Source organism: Streptomyces lienomycini (assembly GCF_027947595.1).
GTDB lineage: Bacteria > Actinomycetota > Actinomycetes > Streptomycetales > Streptomycetaceae > Streptomyces > Streptomyces lienomycini.
Window position 1 is genome coordinate 5,569,477 of the sequence record NZ_CP116257.1, and the last position, 24,401, is coordinate 5,593,877.

Annotated in this window: 21 protein-coding genes and 2 pseudogenes; 10 read left to right on the forward strand and 13 right to left on the reverse strand. The window is 73.6% G+C overall.

The window, feature by feature from the left end; genetic code table 11:
• Positions 1 to 5: 5 nt before the first annotated feature.
• Positions 6 to 773 (forward strand): DUF72 domain-containing protein, encoded by a 768-nt coding sequence (locus BJ961_RS25375; RefSeq protein ID WP_271415104.1) that lies wholly within the window; start codon positions 6 to 8, stop codon positions 771 to 773.
• Between the two features lie 80 nt (positions 774 to 853).
• Here the strand turns inward: BJ961_RS25375 and BJ961_RS25380 are convergent, their stop codons facing one another.
• On the reverse strand, positions 854 to 1,219 hold the full coding sequence (locus BJ961_RS25380) for a GntR family transcriptional regulator (protein ID WP_271415105.1): 366 nt from the start codon (positions 1,217 to 1,219) through the stop codon (positions 854 to 856).
• Positions 1,220 to 1,291: 72 nt separating this feature from the next.
• Here BJ961_RS25380 and BJ961_RS25385 point away from each other — a divergent pair, with 72 nt between their 5' ends.
• Entirely contained in the window at positions 1,292 to 2,218 is a 927-nt protein-coding gene (locus BJ961_RS25385) for a GNAT family N-acetyltransferase (RefSeq protein ID WP_271415106.1), read from the forward strand.
• Positions 2,199 to 2,699: a DUF402 domain-containing protein gene (locus tag BJ961_RS25390; protein WP_271415107.1), complete on the forward strand. Its 501-nt coding sequence runs from the start codon at positions 2,199 to 2,201 to the stop codon at positions 2,697 to 2,699. Before BJ961_RS25385 ends, BJ961_RS25390 begins: the two co-directional genes overlap by 20 nt.
• Positions 2,700 to 2,712: 13 nt before the next feature.
• On the opposite strand, the gene BJ961_RS25395 is transcribed toward BJ961_RS25390, so the two are convergent.
• On the reverse strand, positions 2,713 to 3,330 hold the full coding sequence (locus tag BJ961_RS25395; protein WP_271415108.1) for a class I SAM-dependent methyltransferase: 618 nt from the start codon (positions 3,328 to 3,330) through the stop codon (positions 2,713 to 2,715).
• 151 nt (positions 3,331 to 3,481) lie between these two features.
• Between BJ961_RS25395 and BJ961_RS25400 the strand changes: the two genes are divergently transcribed.
• Together BJ961_RS25400 and BJ961_RS25405 are read left to right on the forward strand one after the other, a co-directional pair.
• The gene (locus BJ961_RS25400; protein ID WP_271415109.1) at positions 3,482 to 3,616 is read left to right on the forward strand and encodes a hypothetical protein; all 135 of its coding nucleotides are present in this window, start codon (positions 3,482 to 3,484) and stop codon (positions 3,614 to 3,616) included.
• Between the two features lie 364 nt (positions 3,617 to 3,980).
• The gene (locus BJ961_RS25405) at positions 3,981 to 5,039 is read left to right on the forward strand and encodes a lytic polysaccharide monooxygenase auxiliary activity family 9 protein (protein WP_271415110.1); all 1,059 of its coding nucleotides are present in this window, start codon (positions 3,981 to 3,983) and stop codon (positions 5,037 to 5,039) included.
• Between the two features lie 101 nt (positions 5,040 to 5,140).
• Here the strand turns inward: BJ961_RS25405 and BJ961_RS25410 are convergent, their stop codons facing one another.
• Complete coding sequence (locus tag BJ961_RS25410; protein WP_271415111.1) at positions 5,141 to 6,013, reverse strand: esterase/lipase family protein; 873 nt, start codon at positions 6,011 to 6,013, stop codon at positions 5,141 to 5,143.
• A 147-nt stretch (positions 6,014 to 6,160) separates the two neighbouring features.
• Positions 6,161 to 6,607, reverse strand: coding sequence for a MarR family winged helix-turn-helix transcriptional regulator (locus BJ961_RS25415; RefSeq protein ID WP_271415112.1), 447 nt, complete (start codon positions 6,605 to 6,607; stop codon positions 6,161 to 6,163).
• 96 nt (positions 6,608 to 6,703) lie between these two features.
• Between BJ961_RS25415 and BJ961_RS25420 the strand changes: the two genes are divergently transcribed.
• Entirely contained in the window at positions 6,704 to 7,078 is a 375-nt protein-coding gene (locus BJ961_RS25420) for a cupin domain-containing protein (protein ID WP_271415113.1), read from the forward strand.
• Positions 7,079 to 7,090: 12 nt separating this feature from the next.
• Here the strand turns inward: BJ961_RS25420 and BJ961_RS25425 are convergent, their stop codons facing one another.
• Entirely contained in the window at positions 7,091 to 8,059 is a 969-nt protein-coding gene (locus tag BJ961_RS25425; protein ID WP_271415114.1) for a DNA polymerase Y family protein, read from the reverse strand.
• The gene (locus BJ961_RS25430) at positions 8,056 to 11,616 is read right to left on the reverse strand and encodes a DNA polymerase III subunit alpha (protein WP_271415115.1); all 3,561 of its coding nucleotides are present in this window, start codon (positions 11,614 to 11,616) and stop codon (positions 8,056 to 8,058) included. Before BJ961_RS25430 ends, BJ961_RS25425 begins: the two co-directional genes overlap by 4 nt.
• A gap of 173 nt (positions 11,617 to 11,789) precedes the next feature.
• Here BJ961_RS25430 and BJ961_RS25435 point away from each other — a divergent pair, with 173 nt between their 5' ends.
• Positions 11,790 to 12,851: a DUF3533 domain-containing protein gene (locus BJ961_RS25435; RefSeq protein WP_271415116.1), complete on the forward strand. Its 1,062-nt coding sequence runs from the start codon at positions 11,790 to 11,792 to the stop codon at positions 12,849 to 12,851.
• A gap of 87 nt (positions 12,852 to 12,938) precedes the next feature.
• Here the strand turns inward: BJ961_RS25435 and BJ961_RS25440 are convergent, their stop codons facing one another.
• The 5 genes and pseudogenes from BJ961_RS25440 to BJ961_RS25455 form a co-directional block, all read right to left on the reverse strand.
• Positions 12,939 to 14,021 carry a S1 family peptidase gene (locus tag BJ961_RS25440; protein ID WP_271415117.1) on the reverse strand — a complete coding sequence of 361 codons (1,083 nt, stop codon included), beginning with the start codon at positions 14,019 to 14,021 and terminating at the stop codon, positions 12,939 to 12,941.
• A 314-nt stretch (positions 14,022 to 14,335) separates the two neighbouring features.
• A complete protein-coding gene (locus tag BJ961_RS25445) occupies positions 14,336 to 14,932 on the reverse strand; it encodes a S1 family peptidase (RefSeq protein ID WP_381332896.1) in 597 nt (198 codons plus the stop codon).
• 75 nt (positions 14,933 to 15,007) lie between these two features.
• Positions 15,008 to 15,259 (reverse strand): annotated as a pseudogene (locus BJ961_RS36205) (alpha-lytic protease prodomain-containing protein); the annotation flags it as partial.
• 196 nt (positions 15,260 to 15,455) lie between these two features.
• Positions 15,456 to 16,370, reverse strand: a complete 915-nt coding sequence (locus BJ961_RS25450; protein WP_271415119.1) for an LLM class flavin-dependent oxidoreductase — start codon at positions 16,368 to 16,370, stop codon at positions 15,456 to 15,458.
• Positions 16,371 to 16,771: 401 nt separating this feature from the next.
• Positions 16,772 to 17,907: pseudogene (locus BJ961_RS25455) on the reverse strand (DUF5685 family protein).
• Positions 17,908 to 18,256: 349 nt separating this feature from the next.
• Between BJ961_RS25455 and BJ961_RS25460 the strand changes: the two are divergent.
• Entirely contained in the window at positions 18,257 to 18,694 is a 438-nt protein-coding gene (locus tag BJ961_RS25460; RefSeq protein WP_271415120.1) for a cell division protein SepF, read from the forward strand.
• A 43-nt stretch (positions 18,695 to 18,737) separates the two neighbouring features.
• Here BJ961_RS25460 and BJ961_RS25465 read toward each other — a convergent pair whose 3' ends face one another.
• Positions 18,738 to 19,931, reverse strand: coding sequence for an acyl-CoA dehydrogenase family protein (locus tag BJ961_RS25465; protein WP_271415121.1), 1,194 nt, complete (start codon positions 19,929 to 19,931; stop codon positions 18,738 to 18,740).
• Positions 19,932 to 20,084: 153 nt separating this feature from the next.
• Complete coding sequence (locus BJ961_RS25470) at positions 20,085 to 21,692, reverse strand: MFS transporter (RefSeq protein ID WP_271415122.1); 1,608 nt, start codon at positions 21,690 to 21,692, stop codon at positions 20,085 to 20,087.
• A 260-nt stretch (positions 21,693 to 21,952) separates the two neighbouring features.
• Here BJ961_RS25470 and BJ961_RS25475 point away from each other — a divergent pair, with 260 nt between their 5' ends.
• A complete protein-coding gene (locus tag BJ961_RS25475) occupies positions 21,953 to 23,140 on the forward strand; it encodes a mannosyltransferase family protein (protein WP_271415123.1) in 1,188 nt (395 codons plus the stop codon).
• A 235-nt stretch (positions 23,141 to 23,375) separates the two neighbouring features.
• Positions 23,376 to 24,395 (forward strand): phosphatase PAP2 family protein, encoded by a 1,020-nt coding sequence (locus tag BJ961_RS25480; RefSeq protein ID WP_271415124.1) that lies wholly within the window; start codon positions 23,376 to 23,378, stop codon positions 24,393 to 24,395.
• Positions 24,396 to 24,401 lie beyond the last annotated feature (6 nt).

Consider the following 24,401-nt stretch of genomic DNA (forward strand, 5'->3'; position numbering starts at 1 on the left):
GGGGTATGACCCTGTTCGTCGGCACGTCGGGCTGGCAGTACCGGGACTGGCGGGAGGTCCTCTACCCGCCCGGTCTGCCCGTCCGGCTCTGGCTGGAGCGCTACGCGGCCGCCTTCGCGACGGTCGAGGTCAACAACGCCTTCTACCGCCTGCCCGCCCGGGAGACCTTCGCGGCGTGGCGCGACCGGCTGCCACCGGACTTCGTGGTCGCCGTCAAGGCGAGCCGCTACCTGACGCACGTCAAACGCCTGCGCGACCCGGCGGAACCGGTCGCCCGTCTGATGACCCACGCGGCCGGACTGGGCGGCCTCCTCGGCCCGGTCCTGCTGCAACTGCCCCCGACCCTGCGCGCCGACGCGGCCCTCCTGGACACCTGCCTCGCCTGCTTCCCGCCGGGCACGCGGGTCGCGGTGGAACCCCGGCACGCGTCCTGGTGGACGCCGGAGGTCCGCGAGGTCCTCGTGTCCCGACGCGCGGCCCTGTGCTGGGCGGACGTCCGCGCCCGCCCGGTCGCCCCGCTGTGGCGCACCACCGACTGGGGCTACGTCCGCTTCCACGAGGGCCGGGCCGGGGCCTGGCCGCACTACGGCCGCCGCTCCCTGGCCACGTGGGCCGACCGCATCACGACGACCTGGCCGGACACGAGCGACGTCTACACCTACTTCAACAACGACCCGAACGGGGCAGCGGTACAGGACGCCGCGACGTTCGCACGCTTGGCTCGCACGTCGGCACTGACGGTCACCCGTACGCCCTCAGGGGCGCGGGGCTGAGACATGTGCGGCTCCGCCGCGTGGGCGCGACGAGCCACAGCGGACCCGCGGCCGGGCTGCGGCCCGAACCCCGACGGCGCTCACCCGTAAGCCGCCCGCAACGCATCCCGCACCGCCCCCGACGCGTCCTCCTCCGACACCCCCAGCCGCCGAGCCCGCTCGGCATACCCCTGGGCAGCGGCGGCCACCTCCCGCTGAGCCGCCGAGCCCGCGGCGGCGACGAACGTTCCGTTGCGCCCCCGCGTCTCGATCACTCCGTCCGCCTCCAGCGCCCGGTACGCCTTGGCGACCGTGTTCGCGGCGAGCCCCAGGGACTCGGCCAGTCCGCGTACGGTCGGCAGCCGGTACCCGACCGGCAGGGCTCCGGACCGCGCCTGCTCGGAGATCTGGGCGCGCACCTGCTCGTAGGGCGGCGCGCTGTCGTCGATATGGATCGTCAGGGTCACCCGGCTCATTGTCCCGCACCCCCGCGAAAATGGGAGGCAGCCGACCGGCCGACCGCCGTAGCGTGCGCCCGCATGACCGTTCTTGTACGCGATCTGCGTTCTGACGACCCGGCCGACGTCGCGGCCTTCGCCCGGGTCCGCCATCGCGCCGTGCCGTTCATCCTGTGGACCCCCGAATCCGTCGTGCACCGGCTCGTCCACACGCCCCCGGGTGCCCGGAGCCGGTCGCTGGTCGCGGAGGAGGACGGGGAGGTGGTCGGCACGGCCCAGATCGGGCTGGTGCACGACAGTGCGGAGCCCGGCCCGGCCTTCCTGAACGTCTACGTCCACCCGGAGAGGCTCCGGCGCGGCGCCGGGGGCCTGCTGGTGCGTACGGCGGAGGAGTACCTGACCGGTGAGGGCGCGACGAAGCTGTACTCCTGGGTGCTGGACGAGCCCGCCAACCTGGCCTTCGCCGAGCGGCACGGCTACGAACGGCGGCGTGCCGCGTACTTCCTGCGGCTGGACCTGGCGAACGCCGCCCTCCCGCCGCTGTGGTCACCTCCCCCGGGTGCCGAGCTGCGTACCGCCGCCGACTTCGCGGACGACCCCCGGCCCGTGTTCGAGCTGGACGCGGAGTCGGTCGCGGACGAACCGGGCGACGTCGGCGTCGAGTTCACGGACTACGAGGCCTGGCTCGCGGAGACCTGGCGGCATCCGCTGCTCGACCGGGAGCTGACCACGGTCGTGGTCGTCGACGGCCGCCCCGCCGCCTTCAGCGTCGCCTACACCGACGGCACCCGGTATTCGACCGCGATGACGGGCACGGTCCGCGCCCACCGGGGCCGCGGCCTGGCCAGGCTCGCGAAGACCGCCTCCCTGCACCGGGCCCGCGCCGCCGGGTACACGGAGGCGCTGACCGGCAACGACACCGACAACGGCCCGATGCTCGCCATCAACAAGTGGCTCGGGTACGAGATCTGCGCGACGGAGGTGCGGCATGTCCGTGAACTCGGCTGAACCGGCGACCGAGGTGAGCGTCGCACTCGTCAAGGCGGGCCGCACGAAGATCCGGTACGCGAGCACGCTGCTGCACGACGACGGCACCCGGCTCGCCGTCCGCGCGCGCTGGGCCGGTGACGGCGTCCGCGACTTCGGCTTCGTGCGCTTCGAGGCCGGTGACGTGTTCACCGAGTACTACTGGCGGGACCGGTGGTACGCGGTGAAGGAGGTCCGCACGGCGGCCGGTGCGCTGAAGGGCTGGTACTGCGACATCACCCGCCCCGCCGTGCTGACCGGCACGGAGCTGGTCGTCGAGGATCTCGACCTGGACCTGTGGCGCTCCGCCGACGGCACGGACGTACGACGGCTGGACGAGGACGAGTTCGCCGAGAGCGGGCTGGCGGACCGGGACCCGGGGGCCGCTGCCGCCGCCGTGGCCGCGCTGGACGAACTGGAGCGGCTGGCCCGCGGGGAGGGCTTCACCGGCCTGCTCGCCTGACACTCCGCCCGGCTCACGCGTACGTCGCCACCACCGCGTACCGCTCGTCCGTCACCTCCCTCCCCCACAGCGCGGGGTCGTCCGACAGCCGCTCCACGCGCGCCTGCCCGGCGAGCGGGTCGAGGAGGGCGGTGAGCCGGTCGGCCGGTATGCCGACCGGGGCGACGCTCCCCCAGACGCCCTCGACCAGGACCAGGCGCCCTCCGGGACGGAGCAGCCCCCGCCAGTGCCGCAGGATCCGGCCGGGGTCGGGCAGGGTCCACAGGACGTGCCGGACCAGCACGGCGTCGAAGCGCCGCTCGCCCACGGGCGGCGCCGCGGCGTCGCCGGTGAGGAACACCGCGTCACGACCGGCGAGTTTGGTCCTGGCCAGCGCCACCATGGCCGGGGAGAGGTCGACTCCGGTGACGCGGTGTCCCTGCTCGGCCGCGAGGAGCGACAGGCTGCCGGTGCCGCAGCCGAGGTCGAGGACGTCAGCGGCCCGCGGGGGCAGCCAGGACCGCAACCGGGCGGCCCAGGCCCGGCGGACGCCGGCGTCGCGCAGACCGTGGTCCGGCTCGTCGTCGAAGGAGGCGGCCAGCGCGTCCCAGTCGGCACTCGGCGCGGCCGTCCCGTCACTGTCTTCGTTCATGCGCCAAGCGTGGCACCCGCCACTGACAACGCGGTCGTGGCACCGGAACGTGACAACCGCCACTGACAGAAATGCATCGATGGGCAACTCTCGGGGAAAGGGTCTACCTCCGTGAGAACGCGGAACCCGGTGGATCCGTAAGGAGGCAGCCATGCGCCGTCTGACCGTGCAGAAGCCCCTGAAGAAGAGCGACGCCCGCCGAGTCCGCGAGGAGACCGACGAGCGCCCCTCGGGGCGCCCGGAGGTCCGCAAGGACATCGCGCGCACCTGGTGGCCGGAGAGCTGACCGTGCCTCGGGGAGATCTCCTGGTTCTCCCGCATCATCGCGTTCGTGTGAAGCCTGACCTCGGACAGGCCGAGCGCACGCGCGTGCGCGTCCACGACGACGTAGGGGCGGTACGCGGCGTCGGTCACGGCCCTCACCGCCGGCCCGTCCGAGGGGGCCGCCGGGCGGACGCGCTCTGGTTCCATGCCGCGAACGGCAGCTACCTCAGCCCAGCCTGAGCACTCCCTTAACGCGACCATAAGGATCTCCGCCACCCGCCTCCAGCAGGCGGTTCCGCGGTCTCCTGGGGCTAGCTTGCTGGTCAACCCCACGGGCTTTGGCCCGGGTTGTTCCCGCATCCCCAGTGACCGTTCGAGGAGTCCCCATGCCCGCATCGTCCGCGCCCCGCAGGGCCGCCGCCGTCGCCGTCGCCGGTCTCGCCCCGCTCGCCCTGACCACGCTGGCCGCCGCGCCCGCGTCGGCGCACGGTTCGATGGGCGACCCGGTCAGCCGGGTGTCGCAGTGCCACGCCGAGGGGCCCGAGAACCCGAAGTCGGCCGCGTGCAAGGCGGCGGTGGCGGCGGGCGGTACGCAGGCGCTGTACGACTGGAACGGCATCCGCATCGGCAACGCCGCCGGCAAGCACCGGGAGCTGATCCCGGACGGCAAGCTGTGCAGCGCCAACGACCCGGCGTTCAAGGGCATGGACCTGGCCCGCGCGGACTGGCCCGCGACCAGTGTGAGCAGCGGCGCGTACACCTTCAAGTACCGCGTGACGGCACCGCACAAGGGCACGTTCAAGGTGTACGTCACGAAGCCGGGCTACGACCCGGCGCAGCCGCTCGGCTGGGGCGACCTGGACCTGTCCGCCCCGGTGGCGACCGCCACCGACCCGGTCGCCTCGGGCGGCTTCTACACGTTCTCCGGCACGCTGCCGGAGCGCTCCGGCAAGCACCTGCTGTACGCGGTGTGGCAGCGCTCGGACAGCCCGGAGGCGTTCTACTCCTGCTCCGACGTCTCCTTCGGCGGTGGCAGCGGCGGCGAGGGCAGCGGCGGCGACACGGCGTCCGGGGCCGCGCCGGACGCGCCCGGTGCCGCCCCGGCGCCCACGGCCTCCGCGCCGTCCGAGGAGCAGCTCGCGGCCGCGGCCGACAAGTCGACGATCGAGCACCACGGCCACGGCGACCAGGACGCGGAGACCACCACGGACCCGACGGACGCCCCGGCCGCCCCGGCCGCTCCCGAGGAGGCTCCCGACGCCGCCGCCGAGCCCAACCGGGTCAAGGCCGCCGGCGGGGGCACCGAGAACCTCGCCGAGACCGGCGGGGACAGCACCACGCCGTACATCGCCGTCGGCGGCGCGGCCGCCCTGGCCCTCGGCGCGGCCGTCCTGTTCGCGTCGGTCCGCCGGCGCGCGACGACCGGTGGCCGGCACGGCCACTGACACGGGGGACGCGGGGCCCGTCCGGCGGCTCAGGCCGGACGGGCCCCGCACCGTGCCCCAGAACGCCGGGGCGCCGGGGCGCCGGATCGCCGGAGCGCCGGTCAGTCGAAGACCGAGGCGCAGGTGGTGGGCGTGGCGTGCGCCGGGTCCAGGGCGTTGGTCACCTCGTGGAAGGCGATCCGGTCGAACAGCCCGATCGCCAGGTGCTCGGAGAGGTCGAGCGGGCACAGGTCCTGGAGCAGGACGTTGCGCACCCCGGGACCGTCGAGGAACTGGCCGCGGTACGGCGTGACCACCTCGTCGTACTTCGTGGCGAGGACGGTGTAGCGCACGCCGGGCACGGTGTCGCCGCCCGCGTTGAGCCTGGTGAGGACGTCGGAGCCGACGACCTGGTCGGCGAGGGCGGGGGTGTGCTCGTCGAGCAGGTCCTCGACGCCGGGGAAGTACGGCAGCAGGCGGGTGAGGCCGGACAGGGTGGTGCCGTGGTTGCTGGGCGCTATGCCGACCAGGGCGTTCACCTTGGCGGCACCGCCGAGGAACCTGAGGTAGTAGCGGGGCATCATGCCGCCCTGGGAGTGGCCGACGAGGTCGGCCTCGGCCGCGCCGGTCGCGGTGAGCACCTTGTCGACATGGGCGGCCAGTTGCTCCGCCGACTTCTCGACCGGTCCGAGCCCGTGGAAGAGCGGGACGCCGGGCAGTTGGCCGTAGTCGAGGGAGAAGACGCAGTAGCCGCGGTTCTCCAGGTAGGGCGCGAGGCCGAGCCAGTTGTCGACGGAGTTTCCGAAGGTGCCGTGGACCAGGACGACGGGGCGGGGGTGGGCGGCGGAGGGCTTGCAGGTGTAGTCGTTCCAGCCGGAGGCGGGACGCGCGTCCGCGGCGGGGGCCGCGGTGGCGGTGACGGCGGGGAACAGGGCGACCGCGGCGGTCAGCAGCAGCGCGGTCAGCGGTCTGAGCACTCGGCTCCAGGGCAGCATCGGGTGAACTCCTTGCGGGGGTGGGGAGTTGCGACGGCAAGATGCCCTGTGATCCGGATCACGGGATGCTGTTCATTCGTCAAGTTACGGACGAGTAGCGCACGTGTGAAGTTACGCGTCAGTAAAAACTTCCAGCGCCGGCCCGCGTCACCAGACGGGCCGGACCGGCCCGCTCGGCGCCACCCGCAGCAGACCGTCGGCCAGCGCACGCGCCCCGTCCTCGCCGAGCACGTCGGCCCAGGCGCCCACGGCCTCGGCCGCCGCCTCCTCCGCGGCCCGCGCGCAGGCCCACCCCGCCTCGGTCAGCACGACCAGCCGGGCACGCGCGTCGGCGGGATGCGGCCGGCGCTCGACGTACCCCTTGCGGACCAGCTCGTCGACGAGCTGGCTCGCGGCCTGCTTGGTCGTCCCGAGGTGCACGGCGAGGTCGGTGACCGTCGCACCGTCCGGGGCGAGCCGGGCGAAGGCGAAACCGTGCGCGGGCCGCATGCCCTCGAAGCCGCGGGCGACGACACCCTCGTGGATGCGCTGCGTGAGCCCGCCGGCCGCGGCGAGCAGCGCGGCGGTCAGGGCCATGGCGTCGGAGTTCTGCACGGGGGCATTGAAACACCCTTGACGTTTTGGTCAAGCGGCTTGACCATGGGTGGCGGAAGTCAGTCAAGCTGCTTGACCATAGGTGAGGAGACAGCCATGCCCGTCGTCCGCTCGTCCGAGGGCGTCACCCACGAGATCCACGGCGCCCGCTTCGTCTCGTACGCCAGTCCCCGCGCCGGCAGCAAGGAGCTGTGCGCCTGGCGGGGCGAGATCCCGGCGGGGACGAGGGCGCCCGCGCACACCGTCGACCGGGAGGAGGTCTTCCACCTGCTCACCGGCGAGCTGCTGATCACCCTCGACGGCCGCACCGAGCGCGTCACCGCGGGCGACACCGTGATCATCGGCTCCGGGGCGACCCTCGCCGTCGAGAACCCCACCGACCGGACCGCGACCTCCTGGGTCACCACCTCCGTCGGCCTGACGGCGGAGCTGGCCGACGGCACCCGCATCACTCCCCCGTGGGCCAACTGACCCGCGGGGGCCTCACGCCGCCAGTGACCCCGGCATCACCGCCCTCGGTCCGAACTTCGCCCGCGCGCGGTCCGCGACCTCCTCGATCCGGCGGACCTTCTCGTCCACGGGGTCGAAGGTGAGCTGGTGGGAGGCGTGTTCGGCGGACGTGAGGCTCTCCGCGCGCAGAGCGATCGAACGGACCCGGGCGCGCTGGAGGCCGAGCGCCTCGTACAGGTCGTACGCGGTCCGGGTCAGGGCCGCCGAGTGCGCGGTCGGCTCCTTCAGGGTGCGGCTGCGGGTGGTGGCCGACCGGTCGGCGTAGCGGACGGTGAGGGTGAGGGTGCGGCAGACCTTGTCCACGGCGCGCAGCCGGGCGCCCAGTTCCCCGGCGGTCGAGAGCAGGGCGCGGCGGTGGCGGTCGGGGTCGAGTTCGTCGCGGCCGAAGGGGCGGTCGGCGGCCAGGGACCGGGAGACGCCGTTGGGGACGACCCGGCCGCGGTCGACACCCTGGGCCTTCTCGTACAGCTCGCGGCCGGTCTTCGCGCCGACCAGGCGCTGGAGCGTGGACAGCGGCGCGGCGGCGACCCGGCCGAGGGTGTCGAGGCCGTACTCGCACAGCGTGCGGGCGGTCGCGGTGCCGACGCCGGGCAGCGCGGCGACGGGCCGCCCGGCGAGGAACTCCCGCTCCTCGCCGCCGGGCACCGCGCGGGTCAGTCCGGGCCGGGCGTCGCGCAGGGCCATGCGGGCCAGCATCGGTCCGGGTCCGGCGCCGATCACGCAGTCCACGCCGTACAGCGCGAGGGCGCGGACCCGGATCACCGAGGCCAGTTCCACCGCGCCGCGCCCGAAGTAGCGCTCGGCGCCGCGCAGGTCGGCCAGCGCGCCGTCGGGCGGCAACGCCTCGACGACCGGCGTGAACTCCGCCAACAGCCCGAGCAGTTCGGGCAGGACCGCCTCGTACATCGGCGGCAGCTGGAAACGTACGCACAGAACGGTCATCCCGCACTCCCCGGACTCTGGTGCCACAACTTCCTTCCGACCGCGGGCCCTTCGCCCGCGGGGCGCAGATCGGCCCAGGGGTGCATCTCGTACCCGGTGGTCATGCGGATCCTCCGCTGCTCCATCGGGTCCTGGGCCGCGGAGCCGGCCGGCGCGGGCCGCCCGTCCGAACCGGCGAGGCGGCGGCGGGCCGGGCCGCCCTCGGGGGCGTCGCCCTCCTGGCTTCCGCCCGCTGCGGCCAGCCGGGCGGCGACGCCCTCCAGGCCCTCCTCCCGGCGCACCTCCAGCAGGTCGGCGAGGTTCCAGGCGGCGGAGCCGACGACGCTGAGGCTGCGCGGGCCGCGCCGCTGGACCACCCCGCGCACCAGCAGCAGCCAGGAGTGGAAGACGGTGTGCGCGCAGGCGTCGTGGGAGTCGTCGAAGAAGGCGAGGTCGACCAGGCCGCTGCCGTCGTCCAGGGTGGAGAAGATGACCCGGCGCCCGGAGCGGATCGGCGGGGTCTGGGTGGCCGCCTTGGCGCCCGCGACCAGCACCGTCTCCCCGTGCCGGGCCTCGCGCAGCCGCTTGGCCGACACCACGCCCAGCTCGCGCAGGAAGGCGCTGTGGTCGTCCATCAGGTTGCGCGAGGCGTCCATGGAGAGCACGCCGAGTTCGGCGCTGAGCTTCTCCGCCGAGGTGAGGTCGGGCAGCCCGGCGGGGGCGGTCCTGCGGCCGCCGGTGAGGGGGAGTTGGTCGCCGCGTCCGCCCCGGGCGCCGCGGTGCAGCTCGGTCAGGTGCAGTTGCAGGTCGCGGCGGTTGGCGCCGAACGCGTCCAGCGCGCCGACCTGGGCGAGCCGTCCGGCCAGCGGCCTGCTGGGGCGGGCCCGTTCCCAGAAGTCGAGCAGGGAGGCGTACGGCTGTCCGTCGGCGATCCGCGCCGCCTCGGCCTCGCTGATGCCGTGCACGTCCGAGAGGGCGAGGCGCAGGCCCCAGGTCTTCGCCCTGCGCGGCCCACCTGATTCAGACACCAGTTCGACCTTGTGTGCGACCCCCGACTTGTTCACGTCCAGCGGCAGGATCGGCACCCCGCGCCGCCGCGCGTCCGCCAGCAGCAGCCGCTTGGGGTACATGCCGGGGTCGTGGGTGAGCAGCCCGGCGTAGAAGGCGGCCGGATGGTGGACCTTCAGCCACGCCGACTGGTACGTCGGCACCGCGAAGGCGACGGCGTGCGCCTTGCAGAAGCCGTAGCTGCCGAAGGCCTCGATGATCTCCCAGGTCCGCTGAATCGTTTCCGCGTCGTAGCCGTTCGCCGCCGCGTGCTGGGCGAACCACACCTTGATCCGCCCCTGCGACTCCGGGTCGGAGAGCCCGCGCCGCACCCGGTCGGCCTCGCCGCGTCCGCAGCCGGTCATGATGGCGACGATGTCGATGATCTGCTCGTGGAAGACGACGACCCCGTACGTCCCCTCCAGCGGCTCGGCCAGGTCCTCGTGCGGGTGGCGCACCGGCGCCCGCCCGTGCCGGGCCTCGATGAACGGCCGCACCATGTCGGCGGCGACCGGACCGGGCCGGAAGAGCGAGATGTCGACCACGAGGTCGTGGAAGGTGGCCGGCTGGAGCCGCCCCACCAGGTCCCGCTGGCCCGGCGACTCGATCTGGAAGCAGCCCAGCGTCTCGGCGGACCGGATCATCCGGTACGTCGCCGGGTCGCCCTCGGGTACGGCGTCCAGGTCGACCTCGGTGCCGGTCGCCCGCTTCACCTCGGCGACCGCGTGCGCCATCGCCGACTGCATCCGCACCCCGAGCACGTCCAGCTTGAGCAGCCCGAGGTCCTCCACGTCGTCCTTGTCGAACTGGGCCATCGGGAAGCCCTCGCCGCTGGTCGGCACGACCGGCGTACGGGAGAGCAGGGAGGCGTCGGACAACAGCACGCCGCAGGGGTGCATGGCGACGCCGCGCGGGAGGGCGTCGAGACCCTCCACCAGCTCCCAGAGCTTGCCGTACCGCCCTCCTCCCTCCCGCCGGGACTCCCCCGCCAGCTCCCGCAGTTCGGGCAGTTCCTCCAGCGCCGCGCGGGCGTCGCGGGCGCGGATGTGCGGGAAGGACTTGGCGATCCGGTCGATCTCGGCCGGGTCCATGGACAGGGCGGCGCCCACGTCGCGGACGGCGTGGCGCACCCGGTACGTCTCCGGCATGGCGACCGTGGCGACCCGCTCGGTGCCGAACCGGCCGATGATCGCGCGGTAGACCTCCAGGCGGCGCGCGGACTCCACGTCGATGTCGATGTCGGGCAGCACGACCCGCTCCCTGGACAGGAACCGCTCCATCAGCAGCCCGTGCTCGACCGGGTCGGCGTGCGCGATGCCGAGCAGGTGGTTGACGAGCGAGCCCGCGCCGGATCCGCGCGCGGCGACCCGGATGCCCATGTGCCGTACGTCGTCCACGACCTGGGCGACGGTGAGGAAGTACGAGGCGAAGCCGTGGTGGGCGATGATGTCCAGCTCGTGGTGCATCCGCTCCCAGTACTCCCGGCGGCCCGGCCGCCGGTCGTAGCCGCGCCGCACCATGCCCGCCGCCGCCCGGGAGGCGAGCGCCCGCTGGGCGGTGCGGCGGCCCGCGCCCACGAGGTGCGGTTCGGGGAAGTGGACGGCGCCCATGCCGAGGTCGTCCTCGGGGTCGACCAGGCACTCGGCGGCCGTGGCCCGGGTCTGCTCCAGCAGGCGGTGGGCGGTGTCGCGCCTGAAGCCCGCGGACTCGACGATCCGCTCGGCGGTGTGCCCCATGGCGCCGGCGTCCTTGAGCCAGGCCTCGCCGGAGTCCAGTTCCTTGCCGGCGCCGATCGGGACGAGGCGGCGGGCGGCGTCCAGGACGTCGGCGACCTGGCCCTGGCCGGGGTCGGCGTAGCGGACGGCGTTGGAGAGCACCGGCCGCACCCCCTGCTCGGCGGCGAAGCCGACGGTGCGGGAGGCCAGGCGCAGGGAGCCGGGGCCGGTGCCTTCGCGGCCGTGCCAGACGGCCTCCAGGCGCAGGGCGTCGCCGTAGACCTCCCGCCAGGGGGCGAGGAGCCGCGCCGCGCGGTCGGGGCGGCCCGCGGCGAGGGCGCGGCCGACGTCGGAGTCGGGGCCGAGCAGGACGGTCAGCCCGTCGGCGTGGTTGTCGGGCCAGGACAGCAGCGGGGTGCCCCCGGCCGTGTGGGCGGCGGAGACGAGGCGGCACAGGTCGGCCCAGCCGCGGGCGCCGTCGCGGGCGAGGAAGGTCACCCGCGGGGCCGACTCGTCGACGAAGGCGCCGCCGCGCACGGGGACGCGGCGCCGGTCCCGGCGTACGGAGGTGTCCGTGCGGTCCGCGCCCGCGGACTCGGGGGCGCCGACCGCCAGCTCCGCGCCGAACAGCGGACGGACGCCCGCCTTCGCGCAGGCCTTGGCGAAGCGGACCGCGCCCGCGAGGGTGTCGCGGTCGGTGAGGGCGAGGGCGTCCATGCCCCGCTCGAAGGCGCGCTCGGCCAGCCGCTCCGGGTGGGAGGCGCCGTAGCGGGCGGAGAACCCGGAGACGGTGTGCAGATGCGTGAAACCCGGCACCACGCACCTCCCGACTCATGAACCGACGCATGACCACGTATGCCCGAACGCCATTATCGAACGTCTGTTCCCAGCTACTTCACCCACCATACCTCCATCCTCGAATGTGTGTACGACATCCGTTCGGCCCCGCCCCACCTGCGCAAACGCGCTCCGACCCGGACTGTGGGGACATGTCACACACACCGGGCCCCGGCACGCGAAGCGGCTCCTTCCTCGGTGAGGTGAAGGACGCCGTCACCCCGCGGGCCACCCTGCTCGTGCTCGGCGTGATCGCGCTCCAGCTGCTCTTCATCGCCTCCTACGTGGGGGCGCTGCACGACCCCAGAGCCAAGGACGTGCCCTTCGGGGTGGTCGCGCCCGGGGCCGCCGCCAAGCAGACGGTGGACCGGCTGGAGCGGCTGCCCGGCTCGCCGCTGGATCCGCGCACGGTGGCCGACGAGGCGAGCGCCCGGAAGCAGATCGTGAACCGGGAGATCGACGGCGCCCTGGTCCTGAACCCCGAGGGCGGCCAGGACACCCTGCTGGTCGCCTCCGGCGGAGGCACCGTCCTCGCCACCACCCTGGAGGGCGTCGTCGGCAAGGTGGAGCAGGCCGAGCGGCGCACGGTACGGGTCGTCGACGTGGCCCCGGCCTCTCCCCACGACTTCGACGGGCTGTCGTCCTTCTACCTGGTGGTGGGCTGGTGCGTCGGCGGCTATCTGTGCGCCTCGATCCTGGCCATCAGCACCGGCGCCCGACCGGCCAACCCGCGCCGGGCGGCGATCCGGCTGATCGTGATGGCACTGGTCGCGATCGTCGGCGGGCTCGGCGGCGCGGTGATCATCGGACCGGTCCTGGGCGCGCTGCCCGGCGGCGTGCTGGACCTGTGGGGGCTCGGCGCGCTGATCACCTTCGCGGTGGGCGCGGCCACGCTCGCCCTCCAGGGCGTCTTCGGGATCGTCGGCATCGGCCTGGCGATCCTGCTGGTGGTGGTCGCGGGCAACCCGAGCGCGGGCGGCGCCTTCCCGCTGCCGCTGCTGCCGCCGTTCTGGAAGGCGATCGGCCCGGCACTGCCGCCGGGCGCGGGCACCTGGGCGGCCCGGTCCATCGCCTACTTCAAGGGGAACGACGTGACCGCCTCCCTGCTGGTGCTGTGGGCGTGGGCGGTCGCGGGGACGGTGATCACGATGCTGGCGGCCGTACTGCCGCGCCGCGACCGGCAGGAGACGGAACTGCCCCCACCGGCCGGCTGACCCGCCTGCGCGCGCCCGGACACCGCGCGCACGCGGAAGTCCCGCCCTCGCGCGCGGGACGGGACTTCACGGGTGTGCGGGTGCCGCTCAGCCGATCTGCGTACCGGTGGCCGACAGGGCCTCCGTCACCGGCTGGAAGAAGGTCTCGCCGCCGGAGGTGCAGTCGCCGCTGCCGCCGGAGGTGAGGCCGACGGCCTGGTCGCCCGAGAAGAGCGAGCCGCCGCTGTCGCCGGGCTCGGCGCAGACGTCGGTCTGGATCAGGCCGTTGACGATGTCGCCGTTGCCGTAGTTCACGGTGGCGTCCAGGCCGGTCACCGTCCCGTCGTGCACCTGGGTGGTGGAGCCGCTGCGGGTCACCTCCATGCCGACGGTGGCCTCGGCGGCGCCCGAGATGGCCTGCGAGGAGCCGTTGTAGAGGTTCACCTCGCTCGGGTGGTCCACGTCGGCGGTGTACTTGACCAGGCCGTAGTCGTTGTCCGGGAAGCTGGACGCCGCGTTCTCGCCGATGACGTTCCCGGAGGAGTCCGACCAGGTCGAGATGGACTCGGTGCAGTGACCGGCGGTGATGAAGTACGGCTCGCCGCCCTTGGTCACGTTGAAGCCGAGCGAGCAGCGCCCGCCGCCTCCGGTGATGGCGTCGCCGCCCGCGACGAAGGGCTTGTACTCGCCCTTGGTCCGCTTGAGTTCGGCCTTGGCGCCCAGCCCGTCGACCACCTTGGTCAGCTTGGCCAGTTCGGCCTCGGAGACCGTGCGGTCGGCGGTGACGACGACCTTGTTGGCGGTCGGGTCGGTCGCCCAGGACGTGCCCGGGATGGTCGCGTCCTCGGTGAGGGTGGTGCGCGCGCTCTTCAGGTCGGCGAGCGAGTTCTCGACGACTCTCGCCTCGGCGCCGGCCTCCTCGACGGTCTGCGCGGCGGCCTGGTCGAGCACGTTGACGACGAGGCTCTTGGCCTGCGCGTCGTAGTACGTGCCCGCGGCGTCGGCACCGAGGTCGCCGATCAGCGTGGAGGCGAGCTTTCCGGCCGCCGTGACCGACAGGGTCTCGGGCGCGGCGGCCGCGGGGGCCTCGCTGGCGTTCGCGGTCTGGAAGGTGACCCCGGCCGCGACCAGTGCGGTGATTCCCGCACCTACTACGGCGACCCGCCGCCTGGGTATGCGTCGGTGCTTCAACTCACGTCCTCCTGTGGGGGGTCGGTCCGGAGGTTGTGGGGACCTCGCGGACCGGAAGGCTGGTTGACGAGCGTTAACTCTTCCGAGTCCACAGGCCGTACACAAGGTCGACTCCAGGACGTGCGCACGACAACTCCAGCGCGGTCACACGACCTTCACCCTTCCGGTGTGTCCCGGCGGGATTCGCGCGGCGGACGCGCGGTGGGCGCCTCGGACACGGCTGAGCCCCCGCACACCGTCGCTTCGGTGTGCGGGGGCTCTTCGCGCCGCCGGCCGCGCTCTGACGGGTGGAACGGTCGCTAGGCCACGGCTGCCTAGTAGACGCTGACGCCGTAGGCGCTCAGCGCCTCCGTGACCGGCTGGAAGAACGTCGTCCCGCCGGAGGAGCAGTTGCCGCTGCCGCCGGAGGTCAGACCGTACGCGGTGCCGTTGCTGCCGTAGAGCGGACCGCCGGAGTCGCCGGGCTCGGCGCAGACCGTGGTCTGGATCAGCCCGCCGACGACGTCGCCGCCGCCGTAGTTGACGGTGGCGTTCAGGGCGGTGACCCGGCCGCTGTGGGTGCCGGTGGTGGAGCCGTCACGGATGACGGTGGTACCCACGCTCGGGGTGGCCGCGCGGGTGATGTCCACGCCGCCCGCGGTGCCGGGCTTGCTGACCGAGGTGTTGGTGTACCGGACGATGCCGTAGTCGTTGCCCGGGAAGCTGGACCCGGCCGTCGAGCCGAGAACGGTCGAGTGTCCGGAGTTGGACCACCAGGTGCCGGCGCCGTCGGTGCAGTGACCGGCGGTGAGGAAGTACTCGGCGCCGCTGCTGGTGCGCACGTTGAAGCCGAGGGAGCAGCGCCAGCTGCTCGCGTAGATGGCGTCGCCGCCCTGGATGAGCTTGTTGAACGTGCCGGGGGTCCGCTTGATCGTGAGCGCCCCGGCCTTGTCGCCGGCCTGCTCCTTGATCTTCGCGATCTCGGCCTGGGAGACCGTGCTGTCGATGGTGACGACCAGTCGGCCGCTCTCGCTGTCGACGGCCCAGGCGGTGCCCGGGACGTCGGCCTGGAGCACCGCGTTGCCGGCACTGCTCAGCTCGGCGGCACTGAAGGCGGCCGGGGTGGGTGCCGCGGTCGCGCTGGGGATCGCGATGGCGGCGGCGGCCACGAGGCCGGTGGATACGGCGATCAGCCGAGTCCGTCTCGTGATGCCGCTGCGGGGGGTGGTGCGCTTGATCCTCACTTTTCGTTCCTCCACAGGGGAAGTCGGGGGCCCTCGTGTGGGGTTGGGGGCCCGTGAGGCGCAGCCAGGGACGGACCTCCGGGTTCCGGATAGTCGTGCCCCTGACAAGCGCTGAGGTTGGAGTATTCGGCCGAACGACCGGTCGGCGCAAGAGTGCCTTTCGGCCGTCGGGCTTTGACCGCCCTTTACCAACTCCCGCCGCCCGGTCCGCTCAGGACACCCCTCGCGCGGGAGCGCACCCGTTGGCGGGCCGGGCCAGGTCCAGGTGGTCCCGGAGCGTGCTGCCCGGGTAGAAGGTGCGGAACAGGCCCCGGTGCTGGAGCAGGGACACGGTGCCGTTGACCAGGCGCTCGAGATCACGGCGCGGGTCGACCGGCGTGACGTGGAAGCCGTCGACGGTGCCGTCCCGGTGCCAGGCGGCGATCAGTTCGGCCAGGCCGATGGGTCCGCCGCGGTACAGCGGGCCGCGCGGGGTGGGCCGGGGCCCGCCGCCGTGACAGGGGTCGGCCGCGCACTCGCCGTCCCCGAGGTCGACGTCCAGGGCGGCGAGGATTCGCAGGGCGTCCGGATCCCGGCCGTGCGCCGCCGCGGACGCCCGCAGTTCGTCCCGCGCGGCGGCGGCCTGCGCGGGGAGCACGGCACGTACGAGGGCCACGTCGGCGTACCGGGCCGCGACCGCCCGCGCGGGCCGGTCCGTGGCGTCGACCACGCGTACGGGGTGCCCCTGCGGGGGCCGCGGCAGGGCCGAGGCGTCCCCGACGGAGAGCGCGGAGCCCTGGTGGCAGAGGAGGCGGGCCTCGCCCTCGGTGGTGGACACCTCGATCCGCCAGCCCGCCCGGCCGCGGCTGACCCGGTCGAGGGTGGCCACGGCCGCCTGGACCCGGAACGGCTCGGCGCGGGTGGTGGTGACGGTGGGGACCAGGCCGACGCGCCGCGTGCCGGGCGCCACCCGGGACAGGACGGCGAGCGCGTCGGGGGCGGCGGGGCCGTCGCCCAGGGTGACGAAGTCGAGCGCGCCGCGTTCGGCGAGCCGCGCGTCCGCCGCGTACTCGTCGGCGTCGCGCACCGACCGCCGGTCGAGGGCGGCGGCCAGGTGCAGCCGCCGTCTGGCGTGGGAGAAGGTCATGTGAAGGCTCCGTGACATCGAGTCAGTCGGACACGGTGGATGGCGCCTTCACACGGCCGAGCCCCTCAGCACCGCCGTCCGCCGAGACTACGGGGGTGTCTCGACCGACTGTCAAGGCTGTCCACACTGTGAGCCGCACATCTCAACTCGTTGACGGCGAACCGGATGCCTGTTCCACTTGGCCCATGCATCCGCAGCAGTGGCTGGTCACGCGCTCCCACATCGACTTCGGTCGAGTGTGGTCCTGTTCCTGTTGAGCCGAAGCCCCTGCCGTCTGCCTTGATCGCCCGGCCCCGTCGGGGCCGTACCCGGGCCTCCGCCCTTCCCGCACCGCCTTCACACGCGCCCTCCCCTCGCGCCCCTTCCCCTCCCCTGCCCCATGCCCGGGCGCTGACGCGGTCTCAGCAGCTGCAGTCGCAGCCGTCGCAGCAGCAGCCGTCGCAGCACCCGTCGTCACCGCAGCAGTTGCTGCAGCAGTCGCAGCAGTCGCAGCAGTTGCCGCAGTCGCACTGGGAGCAGAGCCCTTCCCTGCGCTGACCGCTCCAGGGGTCGTCGAAGGTGCCGCAGCACATCTGGCACGTGCAGGCCAGCCCCAGCCACACGGCGCAGCCCGCGAGGAGCCCGCGCCGGTCGCGGCGCGGCGGCTCCGGGGGCGTCGGTCCACCGGGGCCGCCGGGCGCACCCGGGGTACCGGGCGTGCCGGGAGGGGCGTACGGATGGCTGCCATGGGCGCACGAGACGGTGCCGAACGCGCGGTCGACGGAGTTCCCCAGCTCGTGCACGAGCAGCCGGTGCACCAGCCGGCCGTCCCCGAACTCCGCCTCCCGCAGGGCGAGCCGTACCCCGCGCACGGCGTCGTCCGCCAGCCGCCGGGCCTCGGTGAGCGGCGTCCCGGTGGCGGTGAGCGGGTTCCAGGCGCCGGAGGCGGCGTCCGCCTCCCGGTCCTCCACGGCGTCCAGGAGATGGGCGAGCCGGCCGAAGAGGCGCCCGGCCTCGGCGAGCGGCTCGGCGTTGCACGGCCGCCCGGCGAGGTGCGCGGTGTGCGCGAAGGCGGCGGCGGTCGCGGTCTCGGTCGGCTCGGTGACCGTGAGCAGGGGGGTGCCCGGCCCGGCGAGCGCCTCGATGCCGCCCTGCCGGTCCACGGCGTCGACCAGTACGGCGGTGTCGAACCCGACGGCACCGCCACCGCGGGCTCCCGCCGCGTCCCAGCCGATGGCGACCCGGCGGGCGGCGAGGGCCACCGGCCGGCGGGCCAGCAGCCCGTCCCCGTCGGCGACGTGGTCGCGCACCTTGGCCGAGGCCAGTACCAGGGAGACCGCCGCCGCGAGCCGGGCCCCTCGCCGTGCGCGACGGACGCGGTGCGCATCCCGCGCAACGGGCAGGGGCCGGCGGTGCGCCGCCCGCCCCCCGCGCCACCGGCCGTGGCCTGAGCCTCCGTCAGGACCGATATGAGCAGCCCGTCATAGTTCGTCACGATGCGCGCGAACTGACCGTGATCCTTGCGCAGGGCGAGGCACAACCCGCACAAATGCGCCATCCACTCACTCGTGAGGCTCTCTCCGAGCCGGTGCCTGCACGGCCTGACGATTCCGAACACGACGCTCCCCCATGGTTCGTACGACGCTGAGCTGCGGCATCGTACCGACTGCCGCCTTCACCCGTACGCACCCTCCCTCACCCGTCCGCCGTGAAGAATCATATTTCACTCACAGTCAGCATCCGTTTGGGAAACAACCCTTGGGACACAAGGACTCTCGACGGATCCGCTGTGCACCAGTACCGTCACAAACCCCCCGCGCGGCGTCTATCCACTTGGCGCGACGTCCGCATCATGGATGACCATAGGGATGCGGAAGCACGAAAGACCGCTGTGAGAGGAGGCGTCCATGGGATCGGTACGCAAGGCGAGTGCGTGGCTCGGCCTCGTCGACGACAACGATGACGAGCGTTACTACGACGACGACTACTCCGAGGGCACCGAGCCCGGGGACGCCTGGGTCACCGACCCGCGGGTGAAGGTGGCCTCGGACGTGGCCGAGGAGAGGGGCCGCCGCATCGCGACGGTCACCCCGGACAGCTTCCGGGACGCACGGGCCATCGGTGAGCTGTTCCGGGAGGGGGTCCCGGTCATCGTGAACCTGACGGCCATGGAGGGCACCGACGCCAAGCGCGTCGTCGACTTCGCGGCCGGACTCATCTTCGGCCTGCGCGGTTCGATCGAGCGGGTGTCCACCCGCGTGTTCCTGCTCAGCCCGGCCGACACCGAGGTCATCAGCGGCGAGTCCGCCGCACACCGTTCCGACGGGTTCTTCAACCAGAGCTGAGGCGGGGCCGCGCACCACGGCCCCGCCCCTCCCCGCCGGGCTCCTACCGGAAGGCGTCGAGTCCGGTGAGCGCCTTGCCCAGCACCAGCTGGTGCATCTCGACGGTGCCCTCGTAGGTGAGCACCGACTCCAGGTTCGTGGCGTGCCGCATCACGGGGTACTCGAGGGAGATCCCGTTGGCGCCGAGGATCGTGCGGGCCGTACGGCAGATCTCGATGGCCTCGCGTACGTTGTTGAGCTTGCCGAAGCTGACCTGCTCGGGACGCAGGCGGCCGGCGTCCATCCGCCGCCCGAGGTGATGGGCGAGCAGGATCCCCTTGTGCAGTTCGACCGCCATGTCGGCGAGCTTGGCCTGGGTGAGCTGGAAGCCGCCGATGGCCCGCCCGAACTGCTCCCGCGACTTCGCGTACTCCAGGGCCGCCTCGAAGGAACTGCGGGCCGCGCCCATCGAACCCCAGACGATTCCGTAACGGGCGTGCGACAGACAGCTGAGCGGACCGCGCAGTCCGGTGACCTCCGGCAGCACGGCGTCGGCGGGCAACCGTACGTCGTCCATGACCAGCTCGCTGGTGACGCTGGCCCGCAGGGACCACTTGTGCTTGATCTCCGGCGCGGAGAATCCGGCGCTGTCGGTCGGTACGACGAACCCGCGGACCCCCTCCTCGGTCTGCGCCCAGACGACGGCCACGCCCGCCACCGACCCGTTGGTGATCCACATCTTGCGCCCGTTGAGCACCCAGTCGCCGCCGGCGTCCCGCTTGGCGCGGGTGCGCATGCCGGCCGGGTCGGAGCCGTGGTCGGGCTCGGTCAGGCCGAAGCAGCCGATGACCTCCCCGGCGGCCATGCGCGGCAGCCACTGCCGCTTCTGCTCCTCGCTGCCGAAGCGGTGGACGGCGTACATGGCGAGGGAGCCCTGCACGGAGACCAGGGAGCGGATGCCAGAGTCGGCCGCCTCCAGCTCCAGGCAGGCGAGACCGTACTGGACGGCGCTCGCCCCGGCGCAGCCGTAGCCGTCGAGGGACATGCCGAGCGCGCCGATCGAGCCGAGTTCGCGCGCGAGGTCGCGGATGCCGGGCAGCTCGCCCTTCTCGTACCAGTCCGCGACGTGCGGCAGCACGCGGTCCGCGGCCCAGCCCCGCACGGTGTCCCGGACCGCCAGGTCCTCCGGTTCCAGGAGGTCGTCGATGCCGAGGGGGTCGGCGGGGTCGAACGCGGGCAACTTGGGGGACGCGGCCATGGGACACCCTCCGGGACGACAAAAACTAGCGGCGCTAGTTGCGGCTCTCGTGCCGACGTTACGATGCCGGGCTCCGCACGTCCACCATGCCCGTCCCCCAGCCGCGGCACGACCGGCGGGGCGGTACCGGTGCGCCGGTGGGAGACCTTGGGGTCACACGGAGACGCGGGACTCCACCGCGTCCCGGGGCGCGGGCACGGCCACCGCCGCCTCGTCCTCGCACTGCATCACCCGCGGCAACCGCAGCGCCATCACCGCCCCCAGCAGCAACAACCCCGCGCTCACCAGCAACGTCACGTGCAGCCCGTGCACGAACGCGTCCGCCGCGGCCCGCCGCAGCGCACCCCCGGCGGGCCCGCCGAGCTGCGCGGCGACCTCGTACGCCTCTCCCAGCGAATGCCCCGCCGCCGACGACGCCGACGACGGCACCCCCGGCACGCCGCCCGTCAGCCCGGGCGCGTACGCCGCGTTCATCACACTGCCCAGCAGGGCGATACCGATCCCGGCGCCCAGCTGGTACGAGGTCTCGCCGATCGCCGCCGCGCCCCCCGACTGCTCCTGCGGCGCCTCGCTCAGCATCGACTCGTACGCCCCGAACAGGGTCGTCTCCAGGCCGAAGCCGAGCAGGACGAAACCGGCGAGGAGCAGCGCGCCGTTGTCGGCCCGGCCCATCGCCGTCAGCAGCGCCACCGCGAAGGCCGTCAGGCAGAAGCCCGCGCAGACCATCAGCCGTGGCCCCAGGCGCCGCAGCATCCGTGCTCCCGCGAGGCCCGCCGCCATCGCCGCGAAGGTCAGCGGCAGCAGCCGCAGCCCGGTCTGGAGCGGGGACAGCCCCAGCACCAGCTGCAGATACTGGGCCGCGATCAGTTCCAGACCCACCAGTGCCAGCATCGCCAGCACGATGCACCCGACCGACGTGCTGAACGCCGGCCGCCGGAACATCGCCAGGTCCACCAGCGGATACGTACGCCGCCGCTGCCGCCGTACGAAGCCGGCCAGCAGCGCCGCGCCCACCACCAGCGGCAGCAGCGTGAGCAGGCTCGCCACCGGCTCCCCGCCGCCCAGCCGCTTCACGCCCAGGACGACGCCGAACAGCCCGCCCGCCGCCATCAGCGCGCCGGCCACGTCCCAGGGGCCGCGGCCGTCGCCCTTCGACTCGGGCAGCAGCAGCCGGCCCACCGGCAGGCTGACCAGCATCAGCGGGATGTTGACGAGGAAGACCGAACCCCACCAGAAGTGCTCGAGGAGGAAGCCGCCCAGCAGTGGCCCGACCGCCGCGCCGACCGCGGCCACGGCGCTCCAGATGCCGATGGCCAGCGCCCGCTCCCGCCGGTCGGGGAAGACCTGGCGCAGGATCGACAGCGTGGCCGGCATGATCATGGCGCCGCCGACGCCGAGCAGCGCGCGGGCCGCGATCAGCACCTGGGCGCTGTCGGCGAGGGCCGCCAGCGCGGAGGCGATGCCGAAGAGGGCGTAGCCGAGCAGGAGGACCCGTCTGCGGCCGACCCGGTCGCCCAGGGTGCCGAAGAGGATCAGCAGCGAGGCGCAGACGAGCGGGTAGACGTCGACGATCCAGAGCAGTTCGATGGCGCCGGGCCTGAGGTCCTCGGTGACGGCGGGGACCGCCACGTGCAGCACGGTCGCGTCGAGGGCGACGAGCAGCAGGCTGAGGCAGAGGACGACCAGGACCACCCAGCGGTTGGCACCGGCCCCGGCCGCCCGACGGCGCGGCGCGGCGGCGGCCGTGGTCGTCCCGGACATGTACGTACCTCCAAGATGTTCCCTCGCGTCCGGCGGGCCGTGGGGGTGGGGACTCCCCCGAGGGCTCGGCCGGAGAGGAGCGGGGGCTCCGGGCCGTGCAACGGAACGCGAGTGGTTCGTCAGGGTACGCCAGACCGTGCGTCGCACACGTGGCGGGCCTCACACATCCCCCGTCACCCGTGTGGCGTGCGCCACCGCGGTCACCGTCCCGCCCGCCCCGGCGGTCCGGCCGACGTCGCGTCCGGCAGATAATCGGGCCCGTGACCGATCTTGAAACGCGCACCTCGGGCCGTCCGGGAGCCCTGCGCCGGGCCGCCCCGGCGCTCCTCGGCTACGCGGCCGTACGCGCCCTGGGCCTGCTGGCCCTGGCCCTGTGGAGCGCCGCGCGCGACAAGAGCGCGTACACGCTGCTGACGGCCCGCTGGGACTCCCTGTGGTACACCAGGGTCGCCGACCTGGGGTACGGCTACGAGGTGCGGCTGCCGGGCGGCGACGTGCACTCCAATCTGGCGTTCTTCCCGCTGCTGCCCTGGCTGGAGCGGCTCGGCGCGGCGGTGACGCCGCTGTCGTACGCCGACGCCGGGTTCGTCGTCTCGCTGCTCGCCTCGCTCGCCGCGGCCTGGGGGATCTTCGCGGTGGCGGAGCACGTGTACGGCGCCCGCGTCGGCGGGTGCGCGGTGCTGCTGTGGGCGGTGCTGCCGGTCGGGGTCGTGCAGTCGATGGCGTACAGCGAGTCCCTGTTCACGGCGCTGGCCGCCTGGTCGCTGTACGCGGTGCTGACCGGGCGCTGGGTGACGGCCGGGACCCTGGCCGCGCTGGCCGGGCTGACCCGCCCGGTGGGGCTCGCGGTGACGGCGGCGGTCTGGGCGGCGGCGGTGGTGGCGTTCACGCGGAGCCAAAGCGGCGGCGGAGCGGACGGCGGCCACCGCCCGGCGCTCGTCCCCCGCGTCGGCGCACGGCGCCTGCTGGGCATGCTGCTCGCGCCCCTGGGAGCCGCCGGCTACGTCCTGTGGGTCGGCCACCGCACCGGCAAGGGTCCGCTCGGCTACCTCGACGTACAGGCCGGCTGGCGCAACGGCTTCGACGGGGGCGCGGCCTTCGCCCGCTTCGTCGCCGAGAAGTTCACGTCGTTCCCGGCGGCCCTGGCCGGGGTCGGACTGGTCGTCGGGGTGGCGCTGCTGCTCTGGCTGTACGTGGTGGGCGTCCGGCAGCGCCAGCCGCTCGCGCTGCTGGTGTACACGGGGATCGTCATGGCGCTCGCCCTGTGCGCGTCGAGCTACTTCGGCTCCAAACCGCGGCTGCTGCTGCCCGCCTTCCCGCTGCTGCTGCCCCTCGCCCGGGCCCTGGCCCGGGCGCGTGCCTCCAGGGCGGTGCCGGTCGTGTGCGGTGTCGCGGTGGCGTCGGCCGTGTACGGAGCGTTCTGGCTGAACGGCTCCGGCCCGCCCTGACCGGCGGACGCCGGGTGACCACCGGGACAATTCCGGGCCGGCATTCGGTGAACGAATTCGTAAGCACGATAAAACCGTCGACCGGGCAGATCAAAGGAATTGAAGTCCGCAGTCGGCCGGGATTGCGCATTACCCGGAAACAATGCGCCGCCTGAGAGGAATCCCACATCACATCGTCATCACAAAGCCGTTGATTCGTCCGGGATCACTCCTCACTCGCTGTAACGTCGATTGGGTGCGTACCGAACGGAAGCCCACCCGTCTGGACCGGGTGTTCGCGAGACTGGACCGGGAGCCGGAACGACCGGCGCTCCTGGACGTGCCGGAGATGTCCCGGCACAGGTTCGCGCTGTTCGCCGGAACCCTCGCGTTCTACCTCGCGATCGTGTGGGCCGTGGTGATCACCTCGTGGCTGGTCCGGCTCGACTGGCAGGTCATGTTCTTCCGGCCCTACCAGCAGTGGCCGGAGATCCACGCGTTCGTCGACTACTACGTGGTGCTCGGCCAGCGCGGCCCGACCGCGGTGATGGTCGCGGCCTGGCTCGGCTGGCGTTCCTGGCGGCAGCACACCCTGCGCCCGCTGCTGGCGCTCGGCGTCTCCCTGCTCCTGCTGAACGTCACGGTCGGCGCGGCCAAGTACGGCATGGGCCGGCTGGGACCGCACTACGCGACCACCATCGGCGCCAACGAGATGTGGCTCGGCGGCGATATATTTCCGAGCGGTCACACCGCGAACGCCGTCGTGACCTGGGGCATCCTCGCCTACCTGGCCTCGACGCACCGAGCCCGCCGCTGGCTGTCCGCGCTGTCCGCGGTCACCTCGCTCGGGGTCGGCATGTCCACGGTCTACCTCGGTACGCACTGGCTCAGCGACGTGCTCCTCGGCTGGGCGGCCGGGCTGCTGATCCTGCTCGCGCTTCCCTGGTGCGAACCCCTGATCACCCGGGCGGAGGCGCTGGTCCTCGGCCTGCGCGACCGCTGGTTCGCCCGCCGCGACCGCGGCAGGACGACGAAGCGGCCGGTCGGCCCGCCCGTGAGCGTCGCCCCGGCCGGCTCCGGCCGGGAGGAGGCGCCGGCCCGCGAGCCGGTCGCCGCGCCCCGTACCACCCGGGCCCCGGTGTACCTGGCTCCGGGCCCGCACACGGCCCGCTCGGACCGTACGCCGGTGACCCCGGCCGGGAGCCGCAGGCCGCCGCACCCGGACCGCCACCCGCGCGGCTCCGCCCCGGCCGGCCGCCCGCTGTCGGGCGGCTGACGGACG

Bases quoted from the DNA above. Each gene is read 5' to 3' on its own strand.
- BJ961_RS25375 (WP_271415104.1), top strand. From the start codon at position 6: ATGACCCTGTTCGTCGGCACGTCGGGCTGGCAGTACCGGGACTGGCGG.
- BJ961_RS25385 (WP_271415106.1), top strand. From the start codon at position 1,292: ATGACCGTTCTTGTACGCGATCTGCGTTCTGACGACCCGGCCGACGTC.
- BJ961_RS25390 (WP_271415107.1), top strand. From the start codon at position 2,199: ATGTCCGTGAACTCGGCTGAACCGGCGACCGAGGTGAGCGTCGCACTC.
- BJ961_RS25395 (WP_271415108.1), bottom strand. From the start codon at position 3,330: ATGAACGAAGACAGTGACGGGACGGCCGCGCCGAGTGCCGACTGGGAC.
- BJ961_RS25400 (WP_271415109.1), top strand. From the start codon at position 3,482: ATGCGCCGTCTGACCGTGCAGAAGCCCCTGAAGAAGAGCGACGCCCGC.
- BJ961_RS25405 (WP_271415110.1), top strand. From the start codon at position 3,981: ATGCCCGCATCGTCCGCGCCCCGCAGGGCCGCCGCCGTCGCCGTCGCC.
- BJ961_RS25410 (WP_271415111.1), bottom strand. From the start codon at position 6,013: ATGCTGCCCTGGAGCCGAGTGCTCAGACCGCTGACCGCGCTGCTGCTG.
- BJ961_RS25420 (WP_271415113.1), top strand. From the start codon at position 6,704: ATGCCCGTCGTCCGCTCGTCCGAGGGCGTCACCCACGAGATCCACGGC.
- BJ961_RS25425 (WP_271415114.1), bottom strand. From the start codon at position 8,059: ATGACCGTTCTGTGCGTACGTTTCCAGCTGCCGCCGATGTACGAGGCG.
- BJ961_RS25435 (WP_271415116.1), top strand. From the start codon at position 11,790: ATGTCACACACACCGGGCCCCGGCACGCGAAGCGGCTCCTTCCTCGGT.
- BJ961_RS25450 (WP_271415119.1), bottom strand. From the start codon at position 16,370: ATGACCTTCTCCCACGCCAGACGGCGGCTGCACCTGGCCGCCGCCCTC.
- BJ961_RS25460 (WP_271415120.1), top strand. From the start codon at position 18,257: ATGGGATCGGTACGCAAGGCGAGTGCGTGGCTCGGCCTCGTCGACGAC.
- BJ961_RS25465 (WP_271415121.1), bottom strand. From the start codon at position 19,931: ATGGCCGCGTCCCCCAAGTTGCCCGCGTTCGACCCCGCCGACCCCCTC.
- BJ961_RS25470 (WP_271415122.1), bottom strand. From the start codon at position 21,692: ATGTCCGGGACGACCACGGCCGCCGCCGCGCCGCGCCGTCGGGCGGCC.